Below are 24,458 nucleotides of genomic sequence, written 5' to 3'. Positions count from 1 at the left end.
TTTTCCAGTGATTTGTAAATAAGACTTAGGCTGTTTGTACAGAAGCCTTTAGATCATATGACGGCCACTGGTTGAAAAGCCCAACTATCTCGTTTTTGTCAGCATCGTTTAGATACTTGCCATCAGACATTGCGGAGAACATTTCAATCTCTTCTTCACTTACAACCGTGGGCAATACTGATGAGACAGATTTTTGCGATAAAATAAACTTGATTGCAAGTTCTGTAATATTCAAGCCGTTTCTTTTTGCTATAGGCATCAATTGATCAACTTTCTTTAGCGCCTCTTGTATCCAGTTTCCGCTTCTTACAGAACGATGATCCTTTTCGCTAATTTTTGTGTCTGCATTTACTTTACCGGTCAGTATTCCAGAGGCATCAGGTACACGAACTAGAATTCCAACATTATTCTTTTCTGCCTCATTGATTAGCGTGTTTCCTGGATTTTGTTCAAGAATATTGTATACAGTCTGTACTGCAGTAGTATTAGTTATCCTCATGGATTCAATTCCCTCTTGGGTCCATCCAATGGCAGGACCGAGTGCAATTTGGTAACTTTTGATAAGTCCTTCTTTTGTTTTTTTGTCCAAGAATTCGAAAACTTGTTTGTCACGTATGGTTGAGATCTTTGGGTTGTGTAATCCATATACGTCAACATAATCTGTTTGTAGTCGTTCAAGGCTTTTCTTCAAGGCAAAATCAGTAAATTCAGCTGTAAATTTTTGAGGAAGTTCCTTGTGACCTATCTGTTCATTTGAATAAATATCATATCCATACTTTGTAGACAAGACAACTTGGTTTCTCATCCCGGAGAATACCTCACCAATTAATTTCTCACTTTTTCCCCTTCCATAAATATCCCCGGTCTCAAAATAATTAATTCCCAGATCAAATGCACGTTTTAGCATTCTCTTGGCTTCATCATCTTCGATTTTTTTGCCCCACCAGTCAAGACCGAGAGTCCATGCTCCAAACCCAATTTCAGAGACATTAATTCCACTCTTTCCTAGCTTTCTATATTTCAATTCACAATACTCCTAAACTCTGATAATTGTTGCTGAAGATCTGTCTCATTTAAAACAGCTGATCCATCTCCAGTATTAGCATTTAATTCTATCCAAGATTTGCAACCGTGATATTCAGGAAGAACCGGAATCTCAATAGAAGGAATCTGGTACACCTTGAGAAACATTGCAGTCATGGGTTTTTGTGGCATCCAGTTCATCCGCTCTACAATATAGGAATCGCTCCAGATATGAAATCTTGACAATTCTTCAATTTTTTTCATGGAAGAAACATCATGCTCTGCAAGTACTTCAGCATAAGATGTAATTTTGTTTACACCATCTTTGGGTTTTTGTTCTCTCACATCAGCAAGATATCTGTAAAACTGTGATTTTAAAGAAGAGTTGTCTTGGTGTTCATATGTTGGAAAGAGTGCAAATTTTTTATCCTCTACCTTAAAGCCTGATGCAGTCTCAAGTATTCCTCCCTTTCGAAGCAGAACTGTTTGGTCTCCATTTTCAAGCGCAGTTATTACGGTAGCCCACTCTTTTAGAGCCTTCATCATCCAAGACTCCTAATCAAAGAGACAATATCTTTTTTGACGCATACAATCATTGGTGTATCTACTGCAATGTATCCACTGACTTGAGTTTCTCTCAAGTCCATGATCAGATCCTGAAACTTGTGCAGAGTATCGGTTTCAAATGCAAGCATAAAGTCTTCATCATGTATTCCAAATGAATATGACGTATTGAGTAAAACTTCAGGATATTTGTGTCCAACCTGTATGTGCTCCCCCATCATCTCTTTTCTCTTTTCAAGCGGCAGTAGATACCATTCTCGTGTTTTGATAAAGGGATATACGATGGCATATTTTTTTTGATCCTCTCCCCCAAGCCAACCACGTTGTGTTTTGCTATCAGCATACATTGATGGTCTTGTGTTGGACAGATAGACATGAGTTGGTACAATATATTTTCCAAAGACTGTAAGGTATAGTTTAGATATTATATCCTGGATTTTTTCAATAGAATCAGATACAAACCATAACAAAAACTCTGCATCATCTCTAAGACCCAAGGTAGAATATGTCCTGTACTTTATTTGTGAGTTCTTAAGGACAATTTCTACTTCTTTTGCAGATTCTTCTTTTGCAAGATCTGCCATCCATCTCCATTTTGGATCTACCTTAAAAAATGAGAAATTGAAAAATTGCCTTGGTTGTTCGCTCATGCAGACTAGAATTATTGTTACCTTATTTAAAATCTAATCAAGTTAACCAAGTTTGGTAAAACCAAAATCTGTATTTTGACATACATGTAATGTCTTAAATTAGCGAAATGGGAGTAGAAAATATATGAGTAGAAACACCAAGATGGCAATAGGAATCGGATCCATCTTTACTGCATTTACGATTGTAATGATTGTTCTTGTTCTCCAGTCATACTAGTTCTGGAAGATATCTCAAATAAAGTGAATCGGATCCATTAAATGATACACTAATTTCTTTAGAAATATGGTAATAATCAGACACCAACCAATAAACGAAATAATAATTCATGAGCTTGTCAAAGTCAACAGCATTGATGATTTTCTAAGTATCAAGACCAACAATGTACCTCTCGGTAGCTCTGCGCCTCCAGCGCGGTGGGCAGATGGAATATTATACGAACCACAAGGTTTTCCTCCCACTCCTGAGATTATCAAGGACCAGATAGAAGGCAAGATACATTTTGCAGCAATAGAATACACCGAGATGCCGCAATACAAACAATACCTGAAAAATAATAACAACAATGTTCTCTTACCAATAATTGACATGTCACACAATGAGGCTACAAAACAGATTGCACAGTGGTTGAAAAACCAAATAATTACCAAGTGAATATATCACCAATCATTAAATTGCAAAAAGTTACCATCAAGATCTGGTAAGATGAAGGGTTTGATACAGGCATTAATTTCCGGGAGATAAAAGATAAGAAAATATCTTTACATCAGTAATGTTGTCCTGAAGACCCGTTTTCTAATTCTTTTTCGATACGGGTAACCAATTGGGTCAACGTAGCTGGTTTTGAAATAAAATATTTTTCATCTAATTCAGGAAATGCTTTATGAAATTCTTCATGATATTCTGACTCATGTGCAGTACAGAAACAGATCTTTACATTACGATCTAACTTTTTTATCTCAACATACAGCTGAAAACCATTCATATTTGGCATTCGAATATCAAAAATACAAAGATCATATTTACCTACTTTGTAATTCTCTAATGCTTCTTGAGGATCAATAAATACATCAATGGCATATCCCCTGGATTCTAATCCTTTTTTGAGCGAATTAGCTATGTCGTGTTCATCATCAACGATGAGAATTTTTGTCTTCTCTGTTGTTGAGGGCATCTTTTGTATCATAGAGCAAGAGACTAGAAAAGCATTTTTAATGATTGAACTAGTACAATCTTATATAATGAATTATTTTTAGAGGCTAATCTGATAATATTTTCTATCTTGTTTTGACCTAAATCTAGATTTGATCCATGGTTTCCACTCAATAATAGAGAAAGGCTACTAGAATTAGTCAGCAAATAACATGAACTGATTGATAGTATAGAAACAAAAGCAGAAAAAAATCTTGGAAACATACAACATATTCAAAATCTGTTTTCAAATAATCACCCCCCGATCTTAACACGGTAAATTTAGATGATGAAATCGACATCTTAGCAGAACTTACCATCAACTTCTGGAAAGAGAACGGGGTTTGACACCTTGAAATTGTCCGTGTGCAAAATCGGGGTTTACAAACCAAAAACTCTTGCCAAAGTATTTTCTACTTTGGCTAGGGTTGTTTTTGACCTCTGATAAGCCATTCATCTTAACAAAAAATGCAATTTTTATTTTCCTTCTAATATTGGTTGCAGACATGTTTGTAACGCTAAAAATGTTAATTGTAGACAAGATCAACATTTCCATTGTGATAGTGTTTACCATCACAATTATGATTGTGGCAATTAGAATATTCAACATGTTAAAAGTCAAAGATAATTGATTTAGAATTTGATCATAATAGACTAGTCATAAACAATTAATACATGAACATAGCATGGCAAACCACGACAGAATCAATTAGTCCATTTCTAATGTTAGGATTTCTGTCAAGTTTTAATTTAATTTATACTATTGATGGACGTATTGTACAAAGAACTGGAAATGGAATTAGAACCATATTTGACCGTCGATTCATAACACGTACAGACGGTTTACTATTACGAACTATAGAAATTGCTGTTTTATTCGGTTTGCCATTCTTGACAGATAATTTCTTTGGCAATCTCTATGCAAATTATCAGCATTACTTTTTATCATATCTTGTTTTTCTTGGAATTTGGACATATCTAGTTCCTATAAGAGGTCAACTTGGAGGAAGATTTAGTAGAAATGAAAAAGTTGGAATATCGCTTTCTGTGTTAGTTGGATTTCTACCCATAATTGTATAGTGTTATTCTAGGAGTTTTTTCTAAAATAATCACTAAGAATTACTCTAACAACTTCTGGTACTGATTCAAATCGTCTATCTTTTCGTTCCTTCTCAAGTTCTCTCTCAAGTTCTTCAGTAATTGCTACCGTGATCTTTTTCATTGCCATACATTACCATCTATAGCAACCCTTATAAATATTAGTGCGGTATGCTATAGCAGGTAATAGATGGTCATCAATAGAAAACAAGGCAACATGAGACAAATGAAAGCACTAACGATAGTTGGTCACAATGATCAAATCAAGAGAATCAATGCAGTAACTTACAAGGTAAAATCACAGTCATCTGATAATTGGTATGACACAATTCATGAATACAAACAGGGTTGGACTTGTTCTTGTCCTGATTATGTTTTCAGACTTTCAAAGTACAATAAAGACCAGAAATATGACGATGTGGAAAAAAGACTACAATGTAAGCACATTCAAGCAGTTTTAATTTCAAAAGAGTTACGAAATAAAATCGTTGCAAACACTGATGTAAAACAACTTGAAGCAGATAGCGAACTAATCTGTAAATGTGGATCGATAAATGTAATCAAGATAGGAATCAGACATAACAAATCCGGAGATATTCAGAGATTCAAGTGCAAGGAATGTAACCGCAAGTGGTCTGATAATCTGGGCTTTGCCTACAACAAGATAAATTCAAAGATAATTACAGTGGCATTAGATCTGTACTTCAAGGGAATTTCACTAAGGAAAGTAACAGAACATATCAAACTATTTCATGGAATTGAGGTTAGCCACAGATCTATTCTAAACTGGGTTCAAAAATTTGGTGAAGTTGTATCACCCTTTGTAGATTCTCTAGTTCCAAAAGAAATGTCAGGTGTATATCATGTTGATGAAATGATGGTTCATGTAAGAAAAGAACACCACGAAAAAGGACATTATCAATGGTTATGGAATATGATGGACAATACCACTAGATTTTGGATTACTTCAAAAGTATCTCAAAGGCGTGAGGTTGCAGATGCAAGAGCAGTATTCCAAGATGCAAAATCTAAGACGCCGATGCCAATAGCCATAGTTCATGACGGAAATCAATCTTACAATGAGGCATATTGGAAAGAATACTATATTATGGAAGGCAAGAGAGTCAAGAACATCAGGTCTGTTAGTGTGAGACATAACGGATTAAACCAAAAAGTAGAACGATTGAACGGAGTTTTCAGGGATAGAGAAGTGGTAATGAGAGGCATGGATCACAAAGAATCTGCACAGAAATTAATAGATGCTTATCGAATTCATTACAACTTCATTAGAGAGCATGGATCAATTGGAAAGACACCCGCAGAACAAGCAGGGATCAAATTGGATTTGGGAGAAAATAAAATTGAAAATCTCATAAAATTAGCATCGAAAAGTCATTCATAGATAACATGAACATTTTATAGCATTAAATCATAAAGGATGTATGAAAATAAATTTTTTAGATGGTAGTAGAAAATCTTATGAAAATGCAGAAGAATTGAAAGAATCTGCAAATAGTTTGTATGAATCAACAAACAAGCCCGTTGCATTGTTTCTACTATGTACCTCTTGTGAAGAACTAGAAAAGGCGATTTTTTGTCTTTTAGTTCATTTTAAACATTTGAAGCAAGAACAGATTAATTCTATTTTTAGATTACATCAATCAAAGATTATTCTCAATAAAACAATTTTCATCGATAAGACATTTGGATATGAAAAAGGCGTATACTTACTTGATGGAGAAATGTTAGAGAATATTGATTTCGAAAAAATAATACAACAAAATGACGCTTCGTGGAAAAAATACAAAAAAGAAAGAGAGAGTTATCTATACGCAGATCTGCAAGGAGCGAAATGGCATCATCCTAAATCAATAACCGATCTAGACTATATGTGGAATGAAACAAATCAAAAATGGCACACGAATCGTGCTTTTTACAAACTAGTTGAACAAAATGGATTGAATGACGATTTTAATATCGTTTCTTTGATTGTTGTACCACCAAATCCTAAAAACGAAAATGATGTTTCAGTCTTTATCGGAACAGGAAAAGCACTCCCATGAATCTAAACCCCGAAATTGCACACCAAGAATTTCATTTAATCAAACCCCGTTCTCTTTCCAGAAGTTACCATCAAAACACTTATTATTTGTGAATGGACAATTTTCTCAAATGCCAAGCATAGATCAACTGAGTAGACCACAAAACAAGCTAGAGCCAGTTGAAGGAATCATCGAGAGCATCAGCGATCCAAGAACTGTCAACCTCAAAACGGGCGGACAAGCTCAAGTTGCAGATGCAATGTTAAAAGATGAAACCGGACAGATCAAGCTTAGCCTATGGGATGCACAGATAAAAATGGTAAAACAAGGTTCAAAGGTAAGAATCGAAAATGGATATATTTCTACATTTAGAGGCGAAAATGCACTCAATGTTGGAAAGTTTGGAAAACTAGTAGTGTTAGAATTTTAGACATATCTACCACTAGATGGATTTTTTCCCTTTCTCCAATCTAGTACACCAAGTAATGTACCGGATATTATCACAATGATTCCTATAATCAACAAGAATCCAGCCTCTGCCAGTGGCAGTATGTTTTTTACAAACGGCGAGTTGGGATCAGTCAATGCTTTGGACTGCTCAGGATTTTCTGTAAATAACATCACTACGGTAATTGGTTCCTTGCCCTTGTTCTCAATGTTAAAGCTATAGGTATCTGCTTTTGGCACATTGAATGATTTTATAAAAATAGGATCATTGTCTACAAATGAACCAAACTTGTCTCCGAAGATATTTGTTATAGATATTGCCACAGAATCATTCGGGTTATAGTCCACAACATGAACTCCCCACATCAGGGGTATCTGAGCAGCATTTACAGTATGTGAAAAAGTGTATACATTTCCTGCATCAATACTTACTTTATCAGAGACACTATCAAACAGGCTTTCTGGCGAAGGGAAAAAATTTCCTCCCCCACTACCAAGGGATGTTTTAGGCATTACAGAATATGCAATGGATGCAGCCATTACAATCATTACAGCCCCTGCAATTGCAATTATTGGTCCACGTTTTTTCATGTCTAGCTTATGTACCCTAGTTTTTTGTCATGTTGTGGCATTGATAGTGAATTCCCTCCGGTTCTTTGCCCCATTTGTTCCTCAATTGTTTTCACCAGTTGTTCTGTATCCTGTGCTTTTTTTGCAATACCGGTCAAATCAAGTTTAAGATTCAACATCCTTAACAGCATTTCAAGCACAATTTTTGACGCCTTGGCATCTACAACATATCCGGATGTTTCTCCAAGTAAACAAATTCCAGTGATTTCTTTTCTTTTTCCCACACCAAGAATAAGACCATTCATTCCAGTTATGCTTCCGCCATTCATAGTTGATATGCCATAGTTTTGAAAGTCATTGACAATTTGTGGGATGGTGCTAGTACCATAAACTTTGGGAGATTTAGAAAAAACTCCTGTGATGTATGCAGCAAGCGTGTAGATAGTTTTTATCCCAAGTTTATCACAGATTTTTATAATTTCTTCAGCCATCTCATACTCGCTTTCAGGAGTTACAGGTTGTGCATCTCCACTTAATAGAACAAGATCATTTGAACTTCCCTTGTAAAAGTAAAAAGTATTTTTCATAAGATCGGTTGTTCCATCAGGCTGAATTAACACCTGCGGAGGAAATGATGATGACAGTATGTTTGCAAATGGGATTGCTTTTAATTCTTCGATCATGTGATCAATCGCAAGCTTACCAACATATCCACTTCCTGGAAATCCACAAATAAGTGATGGATTTTTAAGAGTGGGTATTTCGGTAAATTCTACAACAATATGTTGTGGTAGTGACAACATCGTTACGGAAAAATTAATTCAATATTAATGGTGCGCGCGGTTACTATTTGCGTCTGAGTTTCTTCTTTATCGCCGCTTTTTTGTTGGTACTAGTCGCTGTTCTTTTAACGGTTTTCATTACCTTTTTTCTTGATACTTTTTCCGAACGGGTCTTGTGTTTTGCAGATTTAGCGTGTTTTCTTTTTGCCTTTCTTGTCTTTGCTTTTCTGGTTTTTTTCAGGGCCAATTTTCTTGCATTGTTCTTTCTCCTCCGAGCTGCAAGTGCTGCCATTCTTTTTCTTTTCATGGCTGCAAGTGTTGCCATCTTCTTTCTTCTCTGTGCTGCAATCTCTGCCAATTTCTTTTGCACCGTTACCAAGGCATTACTTGCCTGGGCTTCAAGTTTCAAAAGAGACTCAAACTTTGGTCTCAAGATAGATTCTGCTTTTGTGGAAGCCTTTAGCTGTTCAATCAAGATAGGTTTGGTGTGACCTTGTTTTTTTAGCTGGCCTTCGAGCTTGGATTGTTCTTTTTCACCTGACTCTATCGCTTTTTCCAGTCTAGAATAACCAGATTCTCTTTCTTTTAATTCGGAATGTAATTCAGCTATTTTTTCATCAATATACTTGAGCCTTTCAATTACAGAGTTCTTGTCTTCAGAGGACCCATACTCACTTTGTTGGGTTACCTGGTCTTTTGCATCCTGTTCATGCAGCAATCTCTCTTCTGCCGCAATTTTGAGCCTCTCAATGCTTGCCTTTTGAGAAAGATGTTGGTTTAGAATCTGAGATACATGGACTTTGGCCCTTGTCAAATTTTCCTTTTGTTTCTCCAAGGCAACAAGACCTGATGATGCTCTTCGCTTTTTAGAAACAGCCTCTTTTAGTTTATTTTCAACCTGTTTTCGCAATTTTGATACTGCCGCCTTTTTCATACCGTATGATTTTGATAAAGCCTCAAGCGATGCCATGTGATAATGAGCCTTTGTAATCGATTAAGTTTTTGTTATGATCAGTATTTGACATATGAGTGAAAATTTTCAACATATTTTTGAGCTTTTTAGCAAAATTTTGAGATGTTTCAAGTATGACCAAGTAGATTTTATTTAGCAAGTGCATACACAAGTCATGGATTTTCACCCGTCACAACTACCAATTGCTCATTCATTTCAGATCGATGAAGAGCGAAAGGCTCCCGATTTGGCTGAACAAATGATAAGACTCGGTTTTTCAGCGCAAAAGGGCGCATTTAGGATCATCATGACAAAAGAGCAAAAGTCTGCAAAAAAAATTGGTTTTACAATTATGAATGAGCTTAATTTTGGATTGAGAAAAGCAAAACAAGAACGCGATGTAAGATATTGGATATACAGTTACGACACAGATCACTATGCAATGGTTCTGATAAGCTCCAAGGTTATGGAAGAGCTAGGATTTTGACTTGTCAAAGATAAGTTCTATCTTTAATTTTTTGGAGATTATATTCGCAATCAATATGCCAAATATCACCCCAGCAACTACAGTTGATGGATATTCTTGTAATAGATACAATCTGCTTATTGAGACTACTGTAGGATACACCCATAAAAGATAACATCCCCGCGGAAATCTTTTGGATAATGCATATCCTATGATAAATGCAAATATGGTGGTTCTCACGGTATCGCCTGCAGGAAAAGTGCCATCAATAGTACATGGTACACTCACATCTGCACCAGATTTGATTGCCAGATGTGCACCGATGAAATCAAGTGCGGGCTTTTCATATCCTGTATAGCATCGCATATAGGCTGCAACCATAGTACCTATCAATAACGAGAGAAGAAGTACAAGTCCAAGACGTCTTGTTCTTTTTATAATAAACAGTATAATACTGATAAATATTGGATACAGCACCCACCCAAGTTCTGTAAATACATCCATCGTAAGATCTACTACAGGATTTCCCACAAGTTTTGAAAGCGTTGTTTCAAATCCTGTATCTTGTACAATCACTATTTTTGCAACAGATAGATAAAGCAGAATCAGAAAAGCCAGCAATAGTAAGAAAAATGTCCTGCTTCGTATGTCAAAGATCACGTTCTGCAGCGAGATTTCCCTCCTAGATGCGACATCTAACCATTGCTTGATATCACCATATTAAAATCAGATTGCTCATCTTTTTCATTTTTGTTTCACCAGAATTGTCCCTATCCAAGTACAAAGATGTCAATTACACCATAACATGGACTGGTAATCTGGAATGAATTCAAGAAAAACCCAATTGTAAAAATGATCGTCCAAAAGATTTAGCAAAACAAAAAATAACCATCTAAAAGATTTTAACCACATCCAAAGATAGGAACAATATTGAGAATCTTAACAATTAACGACTTTGACACAAAGGGTAAGACTGTATTTCTCAGAGTAGACATGAACTGCCCCATAGATCCTGTCACAATGGAGATAATTGAGACAAGCAGGATTCGGGAATCAACCGAGTCTCTCAAAGACCTAGAGGGTGCCAAAGTAGTGATCGGTTCGCACCAAGGAAGAGTCGGCAACAAAGACTACACAGGAATGGAAAAACATGCAAAGGTGTTAGAGCAGATATTGGGCCGCAAGATAAAATACATTGAAGATGTAATTGGTTCAGAAGCACAAAGAGAAATCAAAAATATGAAAGATGGCGATATCATATTACTTGATAACTTGCGATTATGTGCAGAAGAAAATTATGAATTCTCATCTTCTGACGCATCAAAAACAATAATGGTACAAAGACTTTCAAAATTATTTGATATTTGTGTACTGGATTCTTTTCCAAGCTCCCACAGATCACATCCATCAATAATTGGTTTTGCACATGTTCTTCCATCATGTGCGGGAAAGTTGGTAGAACGAGAGGTCAGAAAGCTAGATGAAATAATGACTGTTGCCAAGGGACCACATGTGGTTGTGCTTGGAGGCTCGAAGGTGGTTGACAGGCTTGAGGCAATAAAGGAGCTAATTCAGAACGGCAGAGCAGACCAAGTTCTTCTTACAGGAGTTATTGCAAATGTCTTTTTGAGAGCTCAGGGAAGGATAAAGTTCCCTTTGGGAATAAAGAGAGAGGAAGAGGTAGTCTCAAAGGCACATGCTCTAATTGGTGAATACCCAGATGTATTTTCAGTTCCAGTAGACATTGCAGTTGAGAGAAATGGAAAAAGAGAAGAAATGGATGTACGTGAAATTTCAAAAGGTGAGCAGATATTTGATTTGGGACCAAAATCAGTCGACTATTACCTAAAATCTATCCAGAGTGCAGGAACTGTATTCATGAGTGGACCGGCAGGATTTTTTGAAAATGAGAATTTCAAATTTGGAACAGAGTCACTCCTCAGGGGAGTAGCAAATTCATTTGCCACTACAATTGTAAGCGGCGGACATCTTACTGCAGCATTAAAAAGATACGGTCTTGCCGAAAAGATAAACCACATAAGCACCGCAGGAGGTGCATTGGTACTATACCTCACAGGTGTAAAGCTACCAATGATTCAAGCATTAGAAGAAGCTGCCACAAGATATCGTTCTAAATGAGTACATGAGACTTATGTTGGAAAACATACCTACAAGAGATAAAATTAGGATAGGAATATCAGTATCAATAGTGCAAAAACAGGATCAACATACAGGCAAACTAACCGATGGCATAGTAAAAAGAATCCTTACTTCGAGCAGCTCTCACCCTCATGGAATTAAAGTAGAGTTACAAAGCGGCAAGATAGGCAGAGTACAGAAAATAGCATGATCCAGATACTGGAATTTAATCTAGAATATGATTACCTAAATGGCTGCCTTGCATTCAGAATTTGTACATACTCGCGGTTCTAGTTTCCCCAGATAAATTTCCTGGTTGCATGAATTACATTTGATTTTTTCTACAACATCAAAGAGTTTGTACCAATTAGTGGTAAAGTTCTGGGCAATCTGCCTTATCAATCCAGCATCACGCAACTGGTTAAAATATTGCTCAACATCATCAATTGTAACAGAGCTGTCAAGGCCGTTATTTTTTAGCAGTTCGAGGATTTCGTCATTTGTGAATCTAACATTTGTATCATTAAATTTTTCAAAGATTATTTTTCTAATCTGAAGTGGTAATGCAATATTTGAGATGGACAATTTAGTAAAGACCTGAAGATTCTTCTTTTATCTTGTCTGCAGATGCAGTATCATGTAGCTTGTCAACAAGATAAGAATACAGACCAGATTTTAAAACCTTCAATGATAACAAGGCACATTTGATTCTGGCAGGTCCAAGATCATGAAGACCAAGGTTATCAAGTATGTCCTCTTTTGTGAGTTTTTTTACATATTCAAAATCCTTGCCCAGTATGAGTTCTGTCAACATGGACGCACTTGCTTGGCTTATGGCACAGCCTTTCCCTGTAAATTTTACGTCTGCAACTTTATCATCCTTTATGTTAAGATGCATCTCAAGCTCGTCACCGCAGAGAGGATTGCTGTCTCTTTGTGCAATGTCAGGATCCTGTATTTTTCCATAGTTCCTTGGATTCCGATAATAATCAAGAATAATTTCTCTGTAAATATCAGCACTGCTCATAGCTTGAACAACTCCTTTGCCCTGTTAAGTGACCTGATAAAAACATCTACTTCTTCTTTTGTATTATAGATATAAAAGCTTGCGCGGGATGTTGCAGATACATCCAATCTTTCCATCAGTACTTGTGCGCAGTGATGACCAGAACGAATAGCAATTCCATCTTCATCAATTATAGTGGCAAGATCATGTGGATGAATATCTCCGAGATTGAATGATATCACACCGCCCCTTTTTGCCACATCTTTTGGACCATATAGTATGATTCCCTTTATTTGTGATAGTTTGTCCAGTGCATATTTTGTCAGTTCCATTTCATGTTCTCGCACCTTGTCCATGCCTATTTTATTAAGATAATCTAGTGCTGCTGCAAATCCTATTACATCTGCAATGTTTGGAGTGCCAGCCTCAAACTTGTATGGTAGATCATTCCATGTAGTCTCGTATTTGTGTACCTCTCGTATCATGTCTCCTCCGCCATTGAACGGAACCATTTCTTGGAGCAATTCCTTTTTTGCCCAAAGAACCCCAACTCCAGTGGGGCCAAGCATCTTGTGTGCCGAAAAGGCAAAAAAGTCGCAGTCAAGTTTTTGCAGGTCTACTTTAAGATGTGGAACCGATTGTGCACCATCTATAAGCACTCGTGTACCATATGCTTTACACCTCTTGACAATTTCTTCAGAGTCAGTGATTGTACCAAGAACATTAGACATTTGGCTAAATGTTACAATTTTTACCTTCCCTGTCTTGAGATATGTATCTAAATGATCAAGGATTAGATCCCCGTTGTCATCTACTCCAATATATTCTAGTTTTGCCCCTTTCTCTTTTGCTAAAAGTTGCCATGGGACTATGTTGCTGTGATGTTCATATTCGGTGGTTACTATGATGTCATCTTTGTTGATGTTTTGTCGCCCCCATGCATAAGCAACAAGATTGATTGCTTCGGTAGTTCCCCTTACAAAAACAATCTCTTCACGATTTTTTACATTGATGAATTTAGCTATCTTGTCTCTTGTTGCCTCATATGCAAGTGTAGCTTCTTCAGCAAGCTCATGAACAGCTCTGTGAATATTAGAATTATAATTCAGATAATAGTTACTAATGGCCTCAATCACTTGAATTGGTTTTTGCGTAGTGGCTGCATTATCAAAATATACAAGCGGCTTGTTTTTGTGTACCATACGTTTCAGAATCGGAAAGTCATTTCGAATGTTTTCAATATTTATGAAACTTGTTTGCAAATTAGTTTACCTCAATGTAGATCTCGTTTTGTTCTATTTTAACATTGTAGATTTTCAGCGGTATCTCAGCTGGAAGGTTTTCTGGCACACCCGTCTTTAGATTAAATGTAGAGAGATGAAGTGGACAGGTAACCCCTTCTTCTGTCAATATTCCAGTAGAGAGGTCTGCATCAGCATGAGTACAAATTCTATCGGATGCATAGATTTTGCCATCAAGATTTGCAAGTAAAATTTTTTTATCCCCATGATCAAAATCAAGCATCTCACCTTTCTTTAATTGACTTGTTTTACAAACATTAACCCATTTGGACAAAGATCTCACCGATACTTGTAATGGCTTTCAAATGTGTCAGTCTCACGATATCTTGTTTCTTCTACTTCAAGCATAGCCTTGAGTTGTTCATCAGTCTTAATAGTGAGATTACGTCCTGCCCATTTGGAATCTATCAGGTAACTTATCCATGCACGGACCTGATATGACATCTTTCTTGAAAGGGGTTCAAGAAATCCCTCAACAATTATTTTCTGAGCATCAGATTTGTTCAAGCATCTGGTAGCAAGATAAAAAATTTGTTCTTCATCCATTTGGGCAACTGACGCAGAGTGTGTTGCCTTGACATCGTTTGTAAATATTTCAAGTCCTGGTATAGAGTCAGATTTTGCTCCCTTGTCAAGCAGAATAGAGTGTCCTGAAAGATAGGATTCTGCGTGATGTGCGTCTTTTTCAATTCGTATCATTCCCTTAAAGAGAGATTTGGCAGTGTCCTTGAGAACAGATTTTTCCAAGACTCGGCCGATTGTAGATGGTGCATTGTGAATCAAATTTGAGGCAAGATCATATGATTGGTTCTTGTTTCCAAAAACCACTTCGGTATCTTGTGCAGTTGCACCCTGACCGTTAAGAAAGTTATCAACTTTATATCTCGAGAGGTGTGAGCCAAACAATCCCAGGTACCAATTCATTCTACCATCACGTTCTATTCTTGCCACCCTGGAAGAAAAGTTGACCGCAGTCTCATCCATTGCCTGCAATGTAACCAGATCAAATTGGCTGTTGGGATTAATTGTGACATCCAATAATTCAAGATATGCTTGTTGTTTTGTTGCGTGAGGCGCATAGATTTCCTGAACAATCGAGGACTTGCTGTTATCCTCCGCCACTATAACATTGCGTGATATAGTAGAGGTCTGGTCAAGTGAAAGTGATGACACAAGATGTATTGTTTTTTCCAAAACAAGATTTCGTGGAACATAGATGAATATTCCAGAATTGAAAAAAGCATTGTTTAGTGCGATGTACTTGTCTCTCTTTGAATCTGTTTGTTCAAATGATTTTTTTATCTTGTCACCATAGTTTTTGATTGCGTCTTGGATAGAACACATCACAAGACCTTTCTCTTTTAGTTCGGACGGAATATTGATTTTGTGGATGCTAGTACCGATTTGAACTATGCTTGGATTATTACCAATTTCTACTAACCTGTCTTTGACAAAGTCTGGGATTGTGCTGTCAGAGCTCAGGGAGAACATTATTTGTTCTGGATCCATCTTGTTTGCGTCGCTGTACTTGTTGTAAAGAGGAGATACCTCCGGAGGAAGTTGTTGGAATATGGTAAATGCATTCTTGCGATATTCTTTCAGCCATGCTGGATCATTATTTGCTTCAGAAATTTCGTCTATGTGACTAGAGTTAAGTTTAGAGAGAACAAAAGAAGACATTTTACATCACAAGTTGACACAATCAGCACGCTAGCCGACTGAGCCGTCCATTTCCATTTTAATCAGCCTGTTAAGTTCTACTGCATATTCCATCGGAAGCTCTTTGGTAAACGGCTCTATGAATCCATTCACAATAAGTGTAAGTGCTTCCTCTTCAGTAAATCCTCTTGTCATCAGGTAAAAGATTTGTTCGTCACCAATTTTTCCAACAGTGGCCTCATGTGTCACTGTTGCATCCTCTTGGTTGATTTCCATGTATGGATAAGTATCAGTCTTTGAAATATCATCCAGTAACAACGCATCACATCTGACTGATGCTTTGACATCAGTTGCACCTTTTGCTACATGTAAGAGACCGCGATATGTTGTTCTACCATTACTCTTGCTTACTGACTTGGATGTTGTTCTAGATGTAGTATGTGGTGCAAGATGAACCATTTTTGCACCAGTGTCCTGATGCTGATTCTTGCCGGCAAATGCAATTGAAAGCGTTTCACCATGCGCATGCGGTCCCATTAGATAAATTCCAGGATATTTCATGGTAAGTTTACTGCCAATATTTCCATCAATCCATTCTACACTGGCACCTTCATATGCATATGCTCTCTTTGTAACCAAATTATACACATCATTACTCCAATTTTGAATTGTCGTGTATCGCAGTTTTGCACCCTTCATTGCGATTAATTCTACAACTGCAGAGTGTAATGATTCCGAAGAATAGACTGGTGCTGTACAGCCTTCTATGTAATGCACTTCTGCACCCTCATCTGCAATTATGAGAGTTCTTTCGAACTGACCAATGTTTTCCTTGTTGATTCTAAAGTATGCCTGTAATGGAAGATCCACTTTGACCCCTTTTGGAACATAGATGAACGATCCTCCACTCCATACAGCGCTGTTAAGTGCTGCAAACTTGTTATCCTCCGGCGGAATTACTTTGCCAAAATATTTTTTGAAGACTTCGGGATGTTCTTTTAGAGCAGTATCAGTATCCAAAAATAACACACCTTTTTTTGCAAGATCTTCTCTCAAACTGTGATAAACAACTTCTGATTCATATTGTGCTCCTACTCCAGCCAAGAATTTCTTTTCCGCTTCAGGAATTCCCAGTTTATCAAATGTTGCTTTTACTTCAGATGGAACATTATCCCAATCCTTTTCTGTTTTTTCAGAAGCCTTTGCATAATAATAGATATTGTTAAAATCAATCTGACTCAAAGAACCCCCCCAGTTTGGCATGGGTTTTTTCATAAAGATCTCGTATGAGCGAAGTCTAAAGTCCAGCATCCATTGTGGTTCTCCCTTCATTCTGCTAATTTCTTCGACCACTTCCTTTGATAGACCCTTTTTACTAGTGTAAACATACATCTCAGTAGAGTCTTTAAAATCATATTTACTATAATCCATATTGAGGTTCTCAGAAGTCATACTTGACATAACCCCGTTATGTTATAAAAAAGTTACACCCCTCTTCACACTCGTATAGCGGAGTAGGCTAAGCTAAATGGGATCAAACATGAAAAAATTAAATAAAAAACATTAGGCCCAACTAAGAAAAGATATTCCAAGAATTTAGAATATGGTTTAGCTCCAAACTTTTTCTTGGAAGGTCCACTTTTTGTTTAGGATGAAGTTACCTACAGATGCAATGGCAACTGCCAAGAACAAGGCAATTGAATAATTCAAATGTCTGAGTTCAACAAGACCATATACCATCAACAGTTGAAATACTGCACCAATTCCACTGAATCCAAGGAATAATCCATATTGCATCAGAGTTCGCTTTGGTTCAAATGTTCTATCTTCAAATGTCCAGATCTTGTTTAGTATAAAGTTGGAGCTCATAGAGAAGATAATGCCTATCATTGTGGCATAGATATACCAGAGATTGGAAAGTACTGCTCCAAACATGAAAGATACAAAATAATTTACTAGCAAGCCAGATGCGCCAACAGTATAGAATCTTCCAGCCTTTGAGAGAAAATGAACAGATGTGCGTCTCTCGTTTGACTTGACAGACTTGCCGTATCTATACAACTTCCATATAGATTGTAAATAACCAACACCTACTGAGAAATCAAGCTTGCTCGAGCCTGTAGTACGATTGATAAACGTATAAGGTATCTCTTTGACTTTGGCTTCCTTGGCTTTTACAAGAATTTCAAGTAGTATCTTGTATCCAATGGCATCAAATTTTATATTATTTACAATATGACGCTTGAATGCAAAAAATCCAGACATTGGATCTTTTATTTTTATTCCCAGCCCATGTTGAGCAATTTTGGTCGCACCCTTACTGATTAATTTTCTTTTAAATGGCCACCCGGAAACGCCCCCGCCATTCACATATCGTGATGCCACGACAATATCACAATCAGAATTTTGTAGTTCTTCAACCATTTGAGGTATGGTCTGCGGAGGATGAGACAAATCACTATCCATTACAACCACAGCATCACCTTTTGCGCTTTCTATTCCCGTTACAATGGCAGAGCTCAGGCCTCGCTTGTTCTCACGGCGTATTATTTGAATAGTATATCCAGTGTTTTCAGAATTTTTTGCATATTCTTCAACAGTCTGACTTGTGCCGTCAGGAGAATTATCATCAACCACAATAATTTCTGCATTCATTTCCCGTGTTAGTGTTGCACGTAGTGAATCAAGCATCTTCACTATATTTTTTGACTCATTATATGTAGGAATAACAATGGAAAGAGAACGGGTTTTAGATAACATTTCCTTTGACATTTGATTCAAGTTGTTTTCTGTCATTTCTGGTTATTGGGTCATTATTAAAATTGCTCACCTAGTAAAGCAACTCTTCATGGCATCTACTGCGCCCTGTACTGTATGTACATCTGCCGTGAATGGTTTCACCCCAAATTTTTTGAGTTCATCTGCTGTAAAGGGACCTATAGCAATAGTTGTAGTTTTTTCTATATTATTTTTTAGCGTTTTTTCATCCACATCAGACAACATGATATCAAAAAATGCTCGTACAGATGAGGCACTTGTGAATATTATTCCATCCACCTTATTTTGTGAAAAAAGTTCTTTGAATTCATTCCAATAGGACAATGAGCTAGAAGATTTGACATCGTATAGATAGACCTCTTTTACTTTGAGGCCTATTTTTTTTAAAAGCTGTGCAAGAAATGGTGTTGATGCCCCACTTCGCGGAACAATTACTTTTTTTCCATCAGCATTAAGAAATGTGAAAACCTCTCCTACCCCAACTGACGAGAACCTTTCTGGTACATGTGATACCCTAATGCCTTCAGATTCAAGTGCAGTTTTTGTTTTTGGACCCACTGCAATTACGGTCGTATTTGCTACAGCAAGCTGGAGTTTTTCATATTTGGAGATTTTTTTTGCAGTATCAAACAAAAGTTTTACTGCCTTTGAGCTCATAAAAACAGAATAATCCGGATCATCTGTCTTTACTGCATCTAAAAATTCGTCCACCATTCCCTCCCCTTTGCTTACAAGTTCTATCGTTGGCAATGAGATTGCTTTTGCTTTTGCATTAGATATCAATCTAGTAAACTCCTCCGAGTCTTCTTTGGATCTGGTAATAGCAATGATTTTTCCCTGCATCATCATCTCCACCCTATTTTACCAGAGAGATTTACCACCTTGCCGACTACAACGATGGTCGGAGGTTTGACTTTTGCTTCGTTGACCTTTCTAGATATGTTCAAGAGTGTACCTTTTATCATCTTGTGTTCATCAGTGGTTCCGTTTTGAATCACTGCCACCGGTGTATTCTTGCTCAACCCTCCGCTGATCAATTTTTTTGATATGATATCAAGTCTTGATAGGCCCATCATGATTACTATGGTATCTACTGCGTTTGCAAGTTTTTTCCAGTCAACTACGCCTTCAGTTTTCTTTGCGTCCTCATGACCTGTTACAAATACTACAGATGATGCATATTTTCTGTGTGTTAGAGGAATTCCAGAATATGCTGCAGAACCAATGCCAGATGTTATACCAGGAATTATTTCATATTTGACTTTATGTTTTCGTAGAAACTCTGCTTCTTCCCCACCTCTTCCAAAAATAAAAGGATCTCCCCCCTTTAGTCGTACAACATTTTTATTTTTTTTCGCAAATTTTACCATCATATCATTTGTTGTATTCTGGTGTTTGTAATCATCACCAACATCTCTTCCAACATACATCTTTTCAGCCCTTTTTGGGATCATGCCAACTATTTTTTTACTCACCAATCTGTCATAGAGGACTATATCTGCAGACTTGATAGATTCAACTGCCTTTAGTGTGATAAGTTTTGGGTCTCCAGGACCAGCACCAACAATGAAAACTTTGCCAGTCATTTGTTATTCCATTCCTCTACTTTTTCTCTCCAGTCCTTTGCAATGTCTGAAATTCCCTTTTCACGGAGCTCTGTCGCAACTTGTTTACCAAGATCATTTGCCTTGCTTGTTTCCGAGTCTTTTTCCACCATTATAGATTTTTTCCCATCTATTGAATATACTATTACTTTTAATTTTAGACGATCATTGTCTCTGTGAGCGAATGCTCCAACCGGAAATCGGCACCCAGAATCAACAAACATTGAAAGCGATCTTTCTGCCTCTATTGCATTCCGAGTCTCTGGATCTTCAATTTTTTTGAGCAACTCGATCAATGAAACATTATCTTTTCGTGATACTATGCCAAGCGCTCCCTGTCCTGGAGATGGTGGAAATGTGTCCATTGACAATCTCTGAAATTTTACACCAAGCCCCAATCTTGTGATTCCTGCTTGGGCCAAGACTACACCGTCAAATTCCCCATCATGGACTTTTCGTATTCTTGTTTCAATATTGCCTCTAATTGGTTTCACTACAACATCTGGTCTAATTCTTGTAATTTGTACCGCCCTTCTCAAGCTACTTGTGCCAATGAGTGCCCCCTTTTTTATTGTGTTTAACATACTTCCATCATTTGCTATAAAGACATCATTTGCTTCTTCTCTTTTTGGAACACATGCTAGTACCAGATCTTCTGGTAATTCCACGGGAACATCTTTTAGGCTGTGCACTGCAAAGTCAACCTTTCTTTCTGCCACTGCCCTATCAATCTCTTTTTCAAATATTCCTTTTTGGTTTATTGTGAAAAGAGGCCGTGCATCAGTATCCCCCTGTGTCTTTATTGTAATTATTTCAAATTCTGTCTGGGGAGATTTTTTTTTAATTTCTGATACCACCCAGTTTGTTTGAGTAAGTGAGAGCTGACTACCTCTAGTTCCAATCACATATTTCATGATTTCACCGCTTTTAGTGCTTTCTCGTAACCAGAAATTGTTTTTTTCACATCATCCTTAGAATGTGCATATGACAGAAAAACTGTTTCAAATTGGGATGGTGCAATAAATATTTCATTTTTGAGTAATATTTCAAATAACTTTTTGAATTTCACCATGTCTGCTTTTTTTGCAGATGAGTAATCCACAACTGGCTCATCTGTAAAAAAGATCTGAAACATAGACGAAATAGAATTAATTTGGTGGGGAATTTTCAGGTCTGATGCTAAATCATGTATTGCAGAAACTAGCTTGGTGCAATTCTTTTCAAGTTTTGGATATAATTTGGACTGGAGTTTATTCATGGTCTTGACAGATGCTATTCCAGCAGAGACAGATATGGGATTTCCTGCATATGTACTTGCCTGATATACTTTTCCTTCTGGAGACAGCATGTCCATGATCTCACTTTTCCCCCCCACTGCAGCAATAGGAAAACCATTTCCTAGAGCCTTACCAAGAGTTGTAATATCTGGCTGTATTGAAAAATATTTTTGAGCGCCGCCAGAGGACATTCTAAATCCTGTTACTACCTCATCAAAAATTAATACAATGTTTTTTTCTGAGGTTATTTTTCTTAAGTCATTTAGAAAATTCTTTGCAGGCAATACTAGTCCCATGTTTGCAAGAACAGGTTCTACAATTACTGCAGCTATATCATCTTCTTTTTCCAATAACGATTGTAATTGTTGAGAGTTGTTATACTGAACGACAAGAGTATTTTTTGAGACTTCGTCCAAGCTTCCCTCAGAGACAGACATGCCAATATGTGCAGCACCAGAACCGGCTTTGACCAAAACATAATCATGTGCACCATGATAACATCCTTCAAATTTTACTATTTTTTTCTTTTTTGTGAATCCCCTTGCCAACCTAATAGATGTCATGGTTGCTTCACTGCCAGTATTAACTAGCCGTACTTTTTCCATAGATGGAAAATTTCCAGATATTAATTCAGAAAGATCTACCTCAATTTCAGTAGGGGCACAGTAAAGGGTTCCCTTTCCTAGCTGCCTTTTTACATCAGAAATTATTTCTTTGCGCCCGTGTCCAAGAAGCAATGCGCCATATGCGTTACAGTAATCAAGATAATGTCTCCCATCTACATCCCACAATGTACTACCTTTGGCTTTTTTTACAAAGAATGGATACGGATCATAGTATCTTACGGGACTGTTTATGCCAGACGGTATGATTTTTTTGGCACGGGAAAACAGGTTCTTGGAACTTGTCATCATATAGAAAATGGACAGTTGTAATTATAATCTATATGAAAAATAGTGTTTTGCTAAAAATTTAGCGGAGTTTTACCTGGCAGTTTGTAACTAGATCTTTTGCTGGGCTGCCAAGGCTGCAAGTGTTCTGTCCACTTCCACCTTGGATTATGTTGCTTCCAGTGCCTGCAAACACCTGCATATTTCCATTTCCTCCTCTTATGACGTTATCACCATTACCTGCGTAAATTGTATTGGTGCCATTTCCTGCATATATGATATTGTTACCATCTCCAGCAATTACACAGTCACCAGATGAACCCTCATGAATTACATCATTGCCCCCTAGTCCAATTATCAGATTTGGCACCATCGAGCCTGTTAGTGTGTCACTGCTATTTGTTCCCATAACCAAGTTATAGTCAGAAGATGGTTTTCCACATGCAAGCACTGTAACAGTTTGATCGAGTGTCTTTTCATTGCCAAACTTGTCAGTTGCAGTCCATTGTACTATTGTTTTACCAATGTGAAATAGTCCAGTAGAGTTACTTGTTATTTTCGGTGAGGCGTCGATTATTCCTGTACCATTAGCATTTCCTATCACAAGAGGTGTTTCAAATGCCGTTGCATCAGTTACTACATCTACAGGAATTGTCAATTGTGGTGGTGATCTATCAACAACTTGAATTATCTGAGTAGCATTGGCCACATTCCCCGCTTCATCTTTTGCAGTCCACGTTACAGTAGTATTCCCGAATGGGAATAATATTGGAGCATTATTTGAAATTGTGACTAATTGTACATTATCGCTAGCTGTCAAGTTTCCAATATCAACACGAGTTCCTGTAGAGCTTGTAGCATTTACTATGATGTTATGCGGTGCAGTTATCTTTGGTGCTGTAGTATCAACTACATCAACTGTCTGTGTGGCATTTGCCTTGTTGCCAGATGCGTCTGTTGCAATCCATAGAATACTGGTCTTGCCAAGCGGGAATGTCTTTGATGCGTTGTTTGTTATTGTGACTTGTTGGATGTCAGTTGCAGTAGCATTCCCTATTGGAACTAGGTTGTCTTTTAGTGATGTCGCTTCAAATGTGATACCTGCTGGAACGGTTAGTTTTGGCGGCGTGGTATTTTCCACATCAACTATCTGTGTAACATTTGCCTTGTTGCCAGATGCGTCTGTTGCAATCCACAATACGCTAGTCTTGCCAAGCGGGAATGTTTTTGGAGCATTGTTTGTTATTGTTACCGGTTCTATGTTAGATACATTTGGTGGCATTAGTGATACAGTATTGTTATCAATAGATGTCGCTTCAAATGTAACATTGGCTGGAATGGTTAGTTTTGGCGGAGTTGTATGAACTACATCAACTATCTGTGTGGCATTTGCCTTGTTGCCAGATGCGTCTGTTGCAATCCATAATACGCTAGTCTTGCCAAGCGGGAATGTTTTTGGAGCATTGTTTGTTATTGTTACCGGTTCTATGTTAGATACATTTGGTGGCATTAGGGATACAGTATTGTTATCAATAGATGTCGCTTCAAATGTAACATTGGCTGGAATGGTTAGTTTTGGCGGAGTTGTATGAACTACATCAACTATCTGTGTGGCATTTGCCTTGTTGCCAGATGCGTCTGTTGCAATCCATAATACGCTAGTCTTGCCAAGCGGGAATGTCTTTGGAGCATTGTTTGTTATCGTTACCGGTTCTATGTCAGTTGCAGTAGCATTTCCTATTGGTATGGTATTATTGTTAAGAGAAGTTGCCTCAAAGGTGATACCTGCTGGAACGGTTAGTTTTGGCGGTGTGGTATTTTCCACATCAACTATCTGTGTGGCATTTGCCTTGTTGCCTGCCTCATCAGTTGCCACCCACAATATGGTAGTCTTGCCAAGCGGGAATGTCTTTGATGCGTTGTTTGTGAGTGAGACCAACTTGATGTTATCAGTTGCAGTAGCATTTCCTATTGATATAGAATTATCAGAAATTGATTTTGCTACCATATTGACTTGAGAA

At 37.4% G+C, this 24,458-nt stretch carries 30 protein-coding genes; 8 read left to right on the top strand and 22 right to left on the bottom strand.

Annotated elements, in window-relative coordinates; all coding sequences use genetic code 11:
• Window positions 1-25: 25 nt before the first annotated feature.
• The 3 genes from BQ3481_RS00240 to BQ3481_RS00230 are packed head-to-tail and all read right to left on the bottom strand — an operon-like array spanning window position 26 to window position 2,237.
• Complete coding sequence (locus tag BQ3481_RS00240; RefSeq protein WP_157926421.1) at window positions 26-1,024, bottom strand: aldo/keto reductase; 999 nt, start codon at window positions 1,022-1,024, stop codon at window positions 26-28.
• Window positions 1,021-1,569, bottom strand: coding sequence for a DUF1802 family protein (locus BQ3481_RS00235; RefSeq protein ID WP_231911806.1), 549 nt, complete (start codon window positions 1,567-1,569; stop codon window positions 1,021-1,023). Before BQ3481_RS00235 ends, BQ3481_RS00240 begins: the two co-directional genes overlap by 4 nt.
• A complete protein-coding gene (locus BQ3481_RS00230; protein WP_157926420.1) occupies window positions 1,566-2,237 on the bottom strand; it encodes a chlorite dismutase family protein in 672 nt (223 codons plus the stop codon). Before BQ3481_RS00230 ends, BQ3481_RS00235 begins: the two co-directional genes overlap by 4 nt.
• Before the next feature lie 283 nt (window positions 2,238-2,520).
• Between BQ3481_RS00230 and BQ3481_RS00225 the strand changes: the two genes are divergently transcribed.
• The gene (locus BQ3481_RS00225) at window positions 2,521-2,889 is read left to right on the top strand and encodes a hypothetical protein (RefSeq protein ID WP_157926419.1); all 369 of its coding nucleotides are present in this window, start codon (window positions 2,521-2,523) and stop codon (window positions 2,887-2,889) included.
• 112 nt (window positions 2,890-3,001) lie between these two features.
• On the opposite strand, the gene BQ3481_RS00220 is transcribed toward BQ3481_RS00225, so the two are convergent.
• Window positions 3,002-3,409, bottom strand: coding sequence for a response regulator (locus tag BQ3481_RS00220; RefSeq protein WP_157926418.1), 408 nt, complete (start codon window positions 3,407-3,409; stop codon window positions 3,002-3,004).
• A gap of 336 nt (window positions 3,410-3,745) precedes the next feature.
• Window positions 3,746-4,033, bottom strand: coding sequence for a hypothetical protein (locus tag BQ3481_RS00215; RefSeq protein WP_162287718.1), 288 nt, complete (start codon window positions 4,031-4,033; stop codon window positions 3,746-3,748).
• Window positions 4,034-4,101: 68 nt separating this feature from the next.
• Between BQ3481_RS00215 and BQ3481_RS00210 the strand changes: the two genes are divergently transcribed.
• A complete protein-coding gene (locus BQ3481_RS00210; protein WP_157926416.1) occupies window positions 4,102-4,506 on the top strand; it encodes a hypothetical protein in 405 nt (134 codons plus the stop codon).
• Window positions 4,507-4,513: 7 nt separating this feature from the next.
• Here the strand turns inward: BQ3481_RS00210 and BQ3481_RS00205 are convergent, their stop codons facing one another.
• A complete protein-coding gene (locus tag BQ3481_RS00205) occupies window positions 4,514-4,648 on the bottom strand; it encodes a ribbon-helix-helix protein, CopG family (RefSeq protein ID WP_157926415.1) in 135 nt (44 codons plus the stop codon).
• 66 nt (window positions 4,649-4,714) lie between these two features.
• Between BQ3481_RS00205 and BQ3481_RS00200 the strand changes: the two genes are divergently transcribed.
• The 3 genes from BQ3481_RS00200 to BQ3481_RS00190 all read left to right on the top strand — a co-directional run bounded on the left by BQ3481_RS00200 (window position 4,715) and on the right by BQ3481_RS00190 (window position 6,996).
• Window positions 4,715-5,926: a DDE-type integrase/transposase/recombinase gene (locus BQ3481_RS00200; protein ID WP_157926414.1), complete on the top strand. Its 1,212-nt coding sequence runs from the start codon at window positions 4,715-4,717 to the stop codon at window positions 5,924-5,926.
• 40 nt (window positions 5,927-5,966) lie between these two features.
• Window positions 5,967-6,587, top strand: coding sequence for an AbiV family abortive infection protein (locus BQ3481_RS00195; RefSeq protein WP_157926413.1), 621 nt, complete (start codon window positions 5,967-5,969; stop codon window positions 6,585-6,587).
• A gap of 109 nt (window positions 6,588-6,696) precedes the next feature.
• A complete protein-coding gene (locus tag BQ3481_RS00190) occupies window positions 6,697-6,996 on the top strand; it encodes a single stranded DNA-binding domain-containing protein (protein ID WP_157926412.1) in 300 nt (99 codons plus the stop codon).
• On the opposite strand, the gene BQ3481_RS00185 is transcribed toward BQ3481_RS00190, so the two are convergent.
• The 3 genes from BQ3481_RS00185 to BQ3481_RS00175 are packed head-to-tail and all read right to left on the bottom strand — an operon-like array spanning window position 6,993 to window position 9,335.
• Window positions 6,993-7,604, bottom strand: coding sequence for a hypothetical protein (locus tag BQ3481_RS00185; protein WP_157926411.1), 612 nt, complete (start codon window positions 7,602-7,604; stop codon window positions 6,993-6,995). The genes BQ3481_RS00190 and BQ3481_RS00185 overlap by 4 nt on opposite strands.
• 2 nt (window positions 7,605-7,606) lie before the next feature.
• A complete protein-coding gene (locus BQ3481_RS00180) occupies window positions 7,607-8,383 on the bottom strand; it encodes a proteasome assembly chaperone family protein (RefSeq protein WP_157926410.1) in 777 nt (258 codons plus the stop codon).
• Between the two features lie 46 nt (window positions 8,384-8,429).
• A complete protein-coding gene (locus BQ3481_RS00175; RefSeq protein ID WP_157926409.1) occupies window positions 8,430-9,335 on the bottom strand; it encodes a coiled-coil domain-containing protein in 906 nt (301 codons plus the stop codon).
• A 157-nt stretch (window positions 9,336-9,492) separates the two neighbouring features.
• Here BQ3481_RS00175 and BQ3481_RS00170 point away from each other — a divergent pair, with 157 nt between their 5' ends.
• Window positions 9,493-9,804, top strand: coding sequence for a hypothetical protein (locus tag BQ3481_RS00170; RefSeq protein WP_157926408.1), 312 nt, complete (start codon window positions 9,493-9,495; stop codon window positions 9,802-9,804).
• Here the strand turns inward: BQ3481_RS00170 and BQ3481_RS00165 are convergent.
• Entirely contained in the window at window positions 9,793-10,404 is a 612-nt protein-coding gene (locus BQ3481_RS00165) for a phosphatase PAP2 family protein (RefSeq protein ID WP_197706547.1), read from the bottom strand. The two genes, BQ3481_RS00170 and BQ3481_RS00165, sit on opposite strands and share 12 nt — an antisense overlap.
• 309 nt (window positions 10,405-10,713) lie before the next feature.
• On the opposite strand from BQ3481_RS00165, the gene BQ3481_RS00160 reads away from it, so the two are divergent.
• Both BQ3481_RS00160 and BQ3481_RS00155 read left to right on the top strand, forming a co-directional pair.
• Window positions 10,714-11,922, top strand: a complete 1,209-nt coding sequence (locus tag BQ3481_RS00160) for a phosphoglycerate kinase (protein WP_157926406.1) — start codon at window positions 10,714-10,716, stop codon at window positions 11,920-11,922.
• Window positions 11,923-11,938: 16 nt separating this feature from the next.
• Complete coding sequence (locus tag BQ3481_RS00155; RefSeq protein ID WP_157928402.1) at window positions 11,939-12,133, top strand: YwbE family protein; 195 nt, start codon at window positions 11,939-11,941, stop codon at window positions 12,131-12,133.
• Between the two features lie 35 nt (window positions 12,134-12,168).
• Here BQ3481_RS00155 and BQ3481_RS00150 read toward each other — a convergent pair whose 3' ends face one another.
• From BQ3481_RS00150 to BQ3481_RS11675, 12 genes are all read right to left on the bottom strand, one after another.
• A complete protein-coding gene (locus BQ3481_RS00150) occupies window positions 12,169-12,507 on the bottom strand; it encodes an HECT domain-containing protein (RefSeq protein ID WP_157926405.1) in 339 nt (112 codons plus the stop codon).
• Between the two features lies 1 nt (window position 12,508).
• On the bottom strand, window positions 12,509-12,949 hold the full coding sequence (gene sufU / locus BQ3481_RS00145; protein WP_157926404.1) for a Fe-S cluster assembly sulfur transfer protein SufU: 441 nt from the start codon (window positions 12,947-12,949) through the stop codon (window positions 12,509-12,511).
• Window positions 12,946-14,190: an aminotransferase class V-fold PLP-dependent enzyme gene (locus BQ3481_RS00140; RefSeq protein ID WP_304441946.1), complete on the bottom strand. Its 1,245-nt coding sequence runs from the start codon at window positions 14,188-14,190 to the stop codon at window positions 12,946-12,948. Before BQ3481_RS00140 ends, sufU begins: the two co-directional genes overlap by 4 nt.
• 1 nt (window position 14,191) lies before the next feature.
• Window positions 14,192-14,503 (bottom strand): Rieske (2Fe-2S) protein, encoded by a 312-nt coding sequence (locus BQ3481_RS00135; RefSeq protein WP_157926403.1) that lies wholly within the window; start codon window positions 14,501-14,503, stop codon window positions 14,192-14,194.
• Between the two features lie 5 nt (window positions 14,504-14,508).
• The gene (locus BQ3481_RS00130) at window positions 14,509-15,909 is read right to left on the bottom strand and encodes a SufB/SufD family protein (RefSeq protein ID WP_157926402.1); all 1,401 of its coding nucleotides are present in this window, start codon (window positions 15,907-15,909) and stop codon (window positions 14,509-14,511) included.
• 30 nt (window positions 15,910-15,939) lie between these two features.
• Complete coding sequence (gene sufB, locus BQ3481_RS00125) at window positions 15,940-17,340, bottom strand: Fe-S cluster assembly protein SufB (RefSeq protein WP_157926401.1); 1,401 nt, start codon at window positions 17,338-17,340, stop codon at window positions 15,940-15,942.
• Between the two features lie 156 nt (window positions 17,341-17,496).
• Window positions 17,497-18,660, bottom strand: a complete 1,164-nt coding sequence (locus tag BQ3481_RS00120) for a glycosyltransferase (protein ID WP_157926400.1) — start codon at window positions 18,658-18,660, stop codon at window positions 17,497-17,499.
• A gap of 54 nt (window positions 18,661-18,714) precedes the next feature.
• Window positions 18,715-19,512, bottom strand: a complete 798-nt coding sequence (locus BQ3481_RS00115) for a uroporphyrinogen-III synthase (RefSeq protein WP_157926399.1) — start codon at window positions 19,510-19,512, stop codon at window positions 18,715-18,717.
• Complete coding sequence (gene cobA / locus BQ3481_RS00110) at window positions 19,512-20,252, bottom strand: uroporphyrinogen-III C-methyltransferase (RefSeq protein ID WP_157926398.1); 741 nt, start codon at window positions 20,250-20,252, stop codon at window positions 19,512-19,514. Before cobA ends, BQ3481_RS00115 begins: the two co-directional genes overlap by 1 nt.
• Window positions 20,249-21,184 (bottom strand): hydroxymethylbilane synthase, encoded by a 936-nt coding sequence (gene hemC / locus BQ3481_RS00105; protein ID WP_157926397.1) that lies wholly within the window; start codon window positions 21,182-21,184, stop codon window positions 20,249-20,251. The genes cobA and hemC overlap by 4 nt, the downstream gene beginning before the upstream one ends.
• A complete protein-coding gene (hemL, locus tag BQ3481_RS00100) occupies window positions 21,181-22,458 on the bottom strand; it encodes a glutamate-1-semialdehyde 2,1-aminomutase (protein ID WP_157926396.1) in 1,278 nt (425 codons plus the stop codon). Before hemL ends, hemC begins: the two co-directional genes overlap by 4 nt.
• Before the next feature lie 61 nt (window positions 22,459-22,519).
• Window positions 22,520-24,458: HYR domain-containing protein (locus BQ3481_RS11675; RefSeq protein WP_197706546.1), on the bottom strand; the 1,939-nt coding region annotated here is incomplete at its 5' end.

This window comes from Candidatus Nitrosotalea okcheonensis, from assembly GCF_900177045.1.
GTDB classification, from domain to species: Archaea; Thermoproteota; Nitrososphaeria; order Nitrososphaerales; family Nitrosopumilaceae; genus Nitrosotalea; species Nitrosotalea okcheonensis.
This window is presented reverse-complemented; position numbering and strand designations above follow the sequence as displayed.

Coding starts and splice junctions, on each gene's coding strand:
- BQ3481_RS00205 (WP_157926415.1), bottom strand. CDS start 4,648: ATGAAAAAGATCACGGTAGCAATTACTGAAGAACTTGAGAGAGAACTT.
- BQ3481_RS00195 (WP_157926413.1), top strand. CDS start 5,967: ATGAAAATAAATTTTTTAGATGGTAGTAGAAAATCTTATGAAAATGCA.
- BQ3481_RS00225 (WP_157926419.1), top strand. CDS start 2,521: ATGGTAATAATCAGACACCAACCAATAAACGAAATAATAATTCATGAG.
- BQ3481_RS00175 (WP_157926409.1), bottom strand. CDS start 9,335: ATGGCATCGCTTGAGGCTTTATCAAAATCATACGGTATGAAAAAGGCG.
- sufU (WP_157926404.1), bottom strand. CDS start 12,949: ATGAGCAGTGCTGATATTTACAGAGAAATTATTCTTGATTATTATCGG.
- cobA (WP_157926398.1), bottom strand. CDS start 20,252: ATGACTGGCAAAGTTTTCATTGTTGGTGCTGGTCCTGGAGACCCAAAA.
- BQ3481_RS00200 (WP_157926414.1), top strand. CDS start 4,715: ATGGTCATCAATAGAAAACAAGGCAACATGAGACAAATGAAAGCACTA.
- BQ3481_RS00235 (WP_231911806.1), bottom strand. CDS start 1,569: ATGATGAAGGCTCTAAAAGAGTGGGCTACCGTAATAACTGCGCTTGAA.
- BQ3481_RS00185 (WP_157926411.1), bottom strand. CDS start 7,604: ATGAAAAAACGTGGACCAATAATTGCAATTGCAGGGGCTGTAATGATT.
- sufB (WP_157926401.1), bottom strand. CDS start 17,340: ATGACTTCTGAGAACCTCAATATGGATTATAGTAAATATGATTTTAAA.
- BQ3481_RS00220 (WP_157926418.1), bottom strand. CDS start 3,409: ATGCCCTCAACAACAGAGAAGACAAAAATTCTCATCGTTGATGATGAA.
- hemC (WP_157926397.1), bottom strand. CDS start 21,184: ATGAAATATGTGATTGGAACTAGAGGTAGTCAGCTCTCACTTACTCAA.
- hemL (WP_157926396.1), bottom strand. CDS start 22,458: ATGACAAGTTCCAAGAACCTGTTTTCCCGTGCCAAAAAAATCATACCG.
- BQ3481_RS00230 (WP_157926420.1), bottom strand. CDS start 2,237: ATGAGCGAACAACCAAGGCAATTTTTCAATTTCTCATTTTTTAAGGTA.
- BQ3481_RS00210 (WP_157926416.1), top strand. CDS start 4,102: ATGAACATAGCATGGCAAACCACGACAGAATCAATTAGTCCATTTCTA.
- BQ3481_RS00170 (WP_157926408.1), top strand. CDS start 9,493: ATGGATTTTCACCCGTCACAACTACCAATTGCTCATTCATTTCAGATC.
- BQ3481_RS00115 (WP_157926399.1), bottom strand. CDS start 19,512: ATGATGCAGGGAAAAATCATTGCTATTACCAGATCCAAAGAAGACTCG.
- BQ3481_RS00130 (WP_157926402.1), bottom strand. CDS start 15,909: ATGTCTTCTTTTGTTCTCTCTAAACTTAACTCTAGTCACATAGACGAA.
- BQ3481_RS00190 (WP_157926412.1), top strand. CDS start 6,697: ATGCCAAGCATAGATCAACTGAGTAGACCACAAAACAAGCTAGAGCCA.
- BQ3481_RS00120 (WP_157926400.1), bottom strand. CDS start 18,660: ATGTCAAAGGAAATGTTATCTAAAACCCGTTCTCTTTCCATTGTTATT.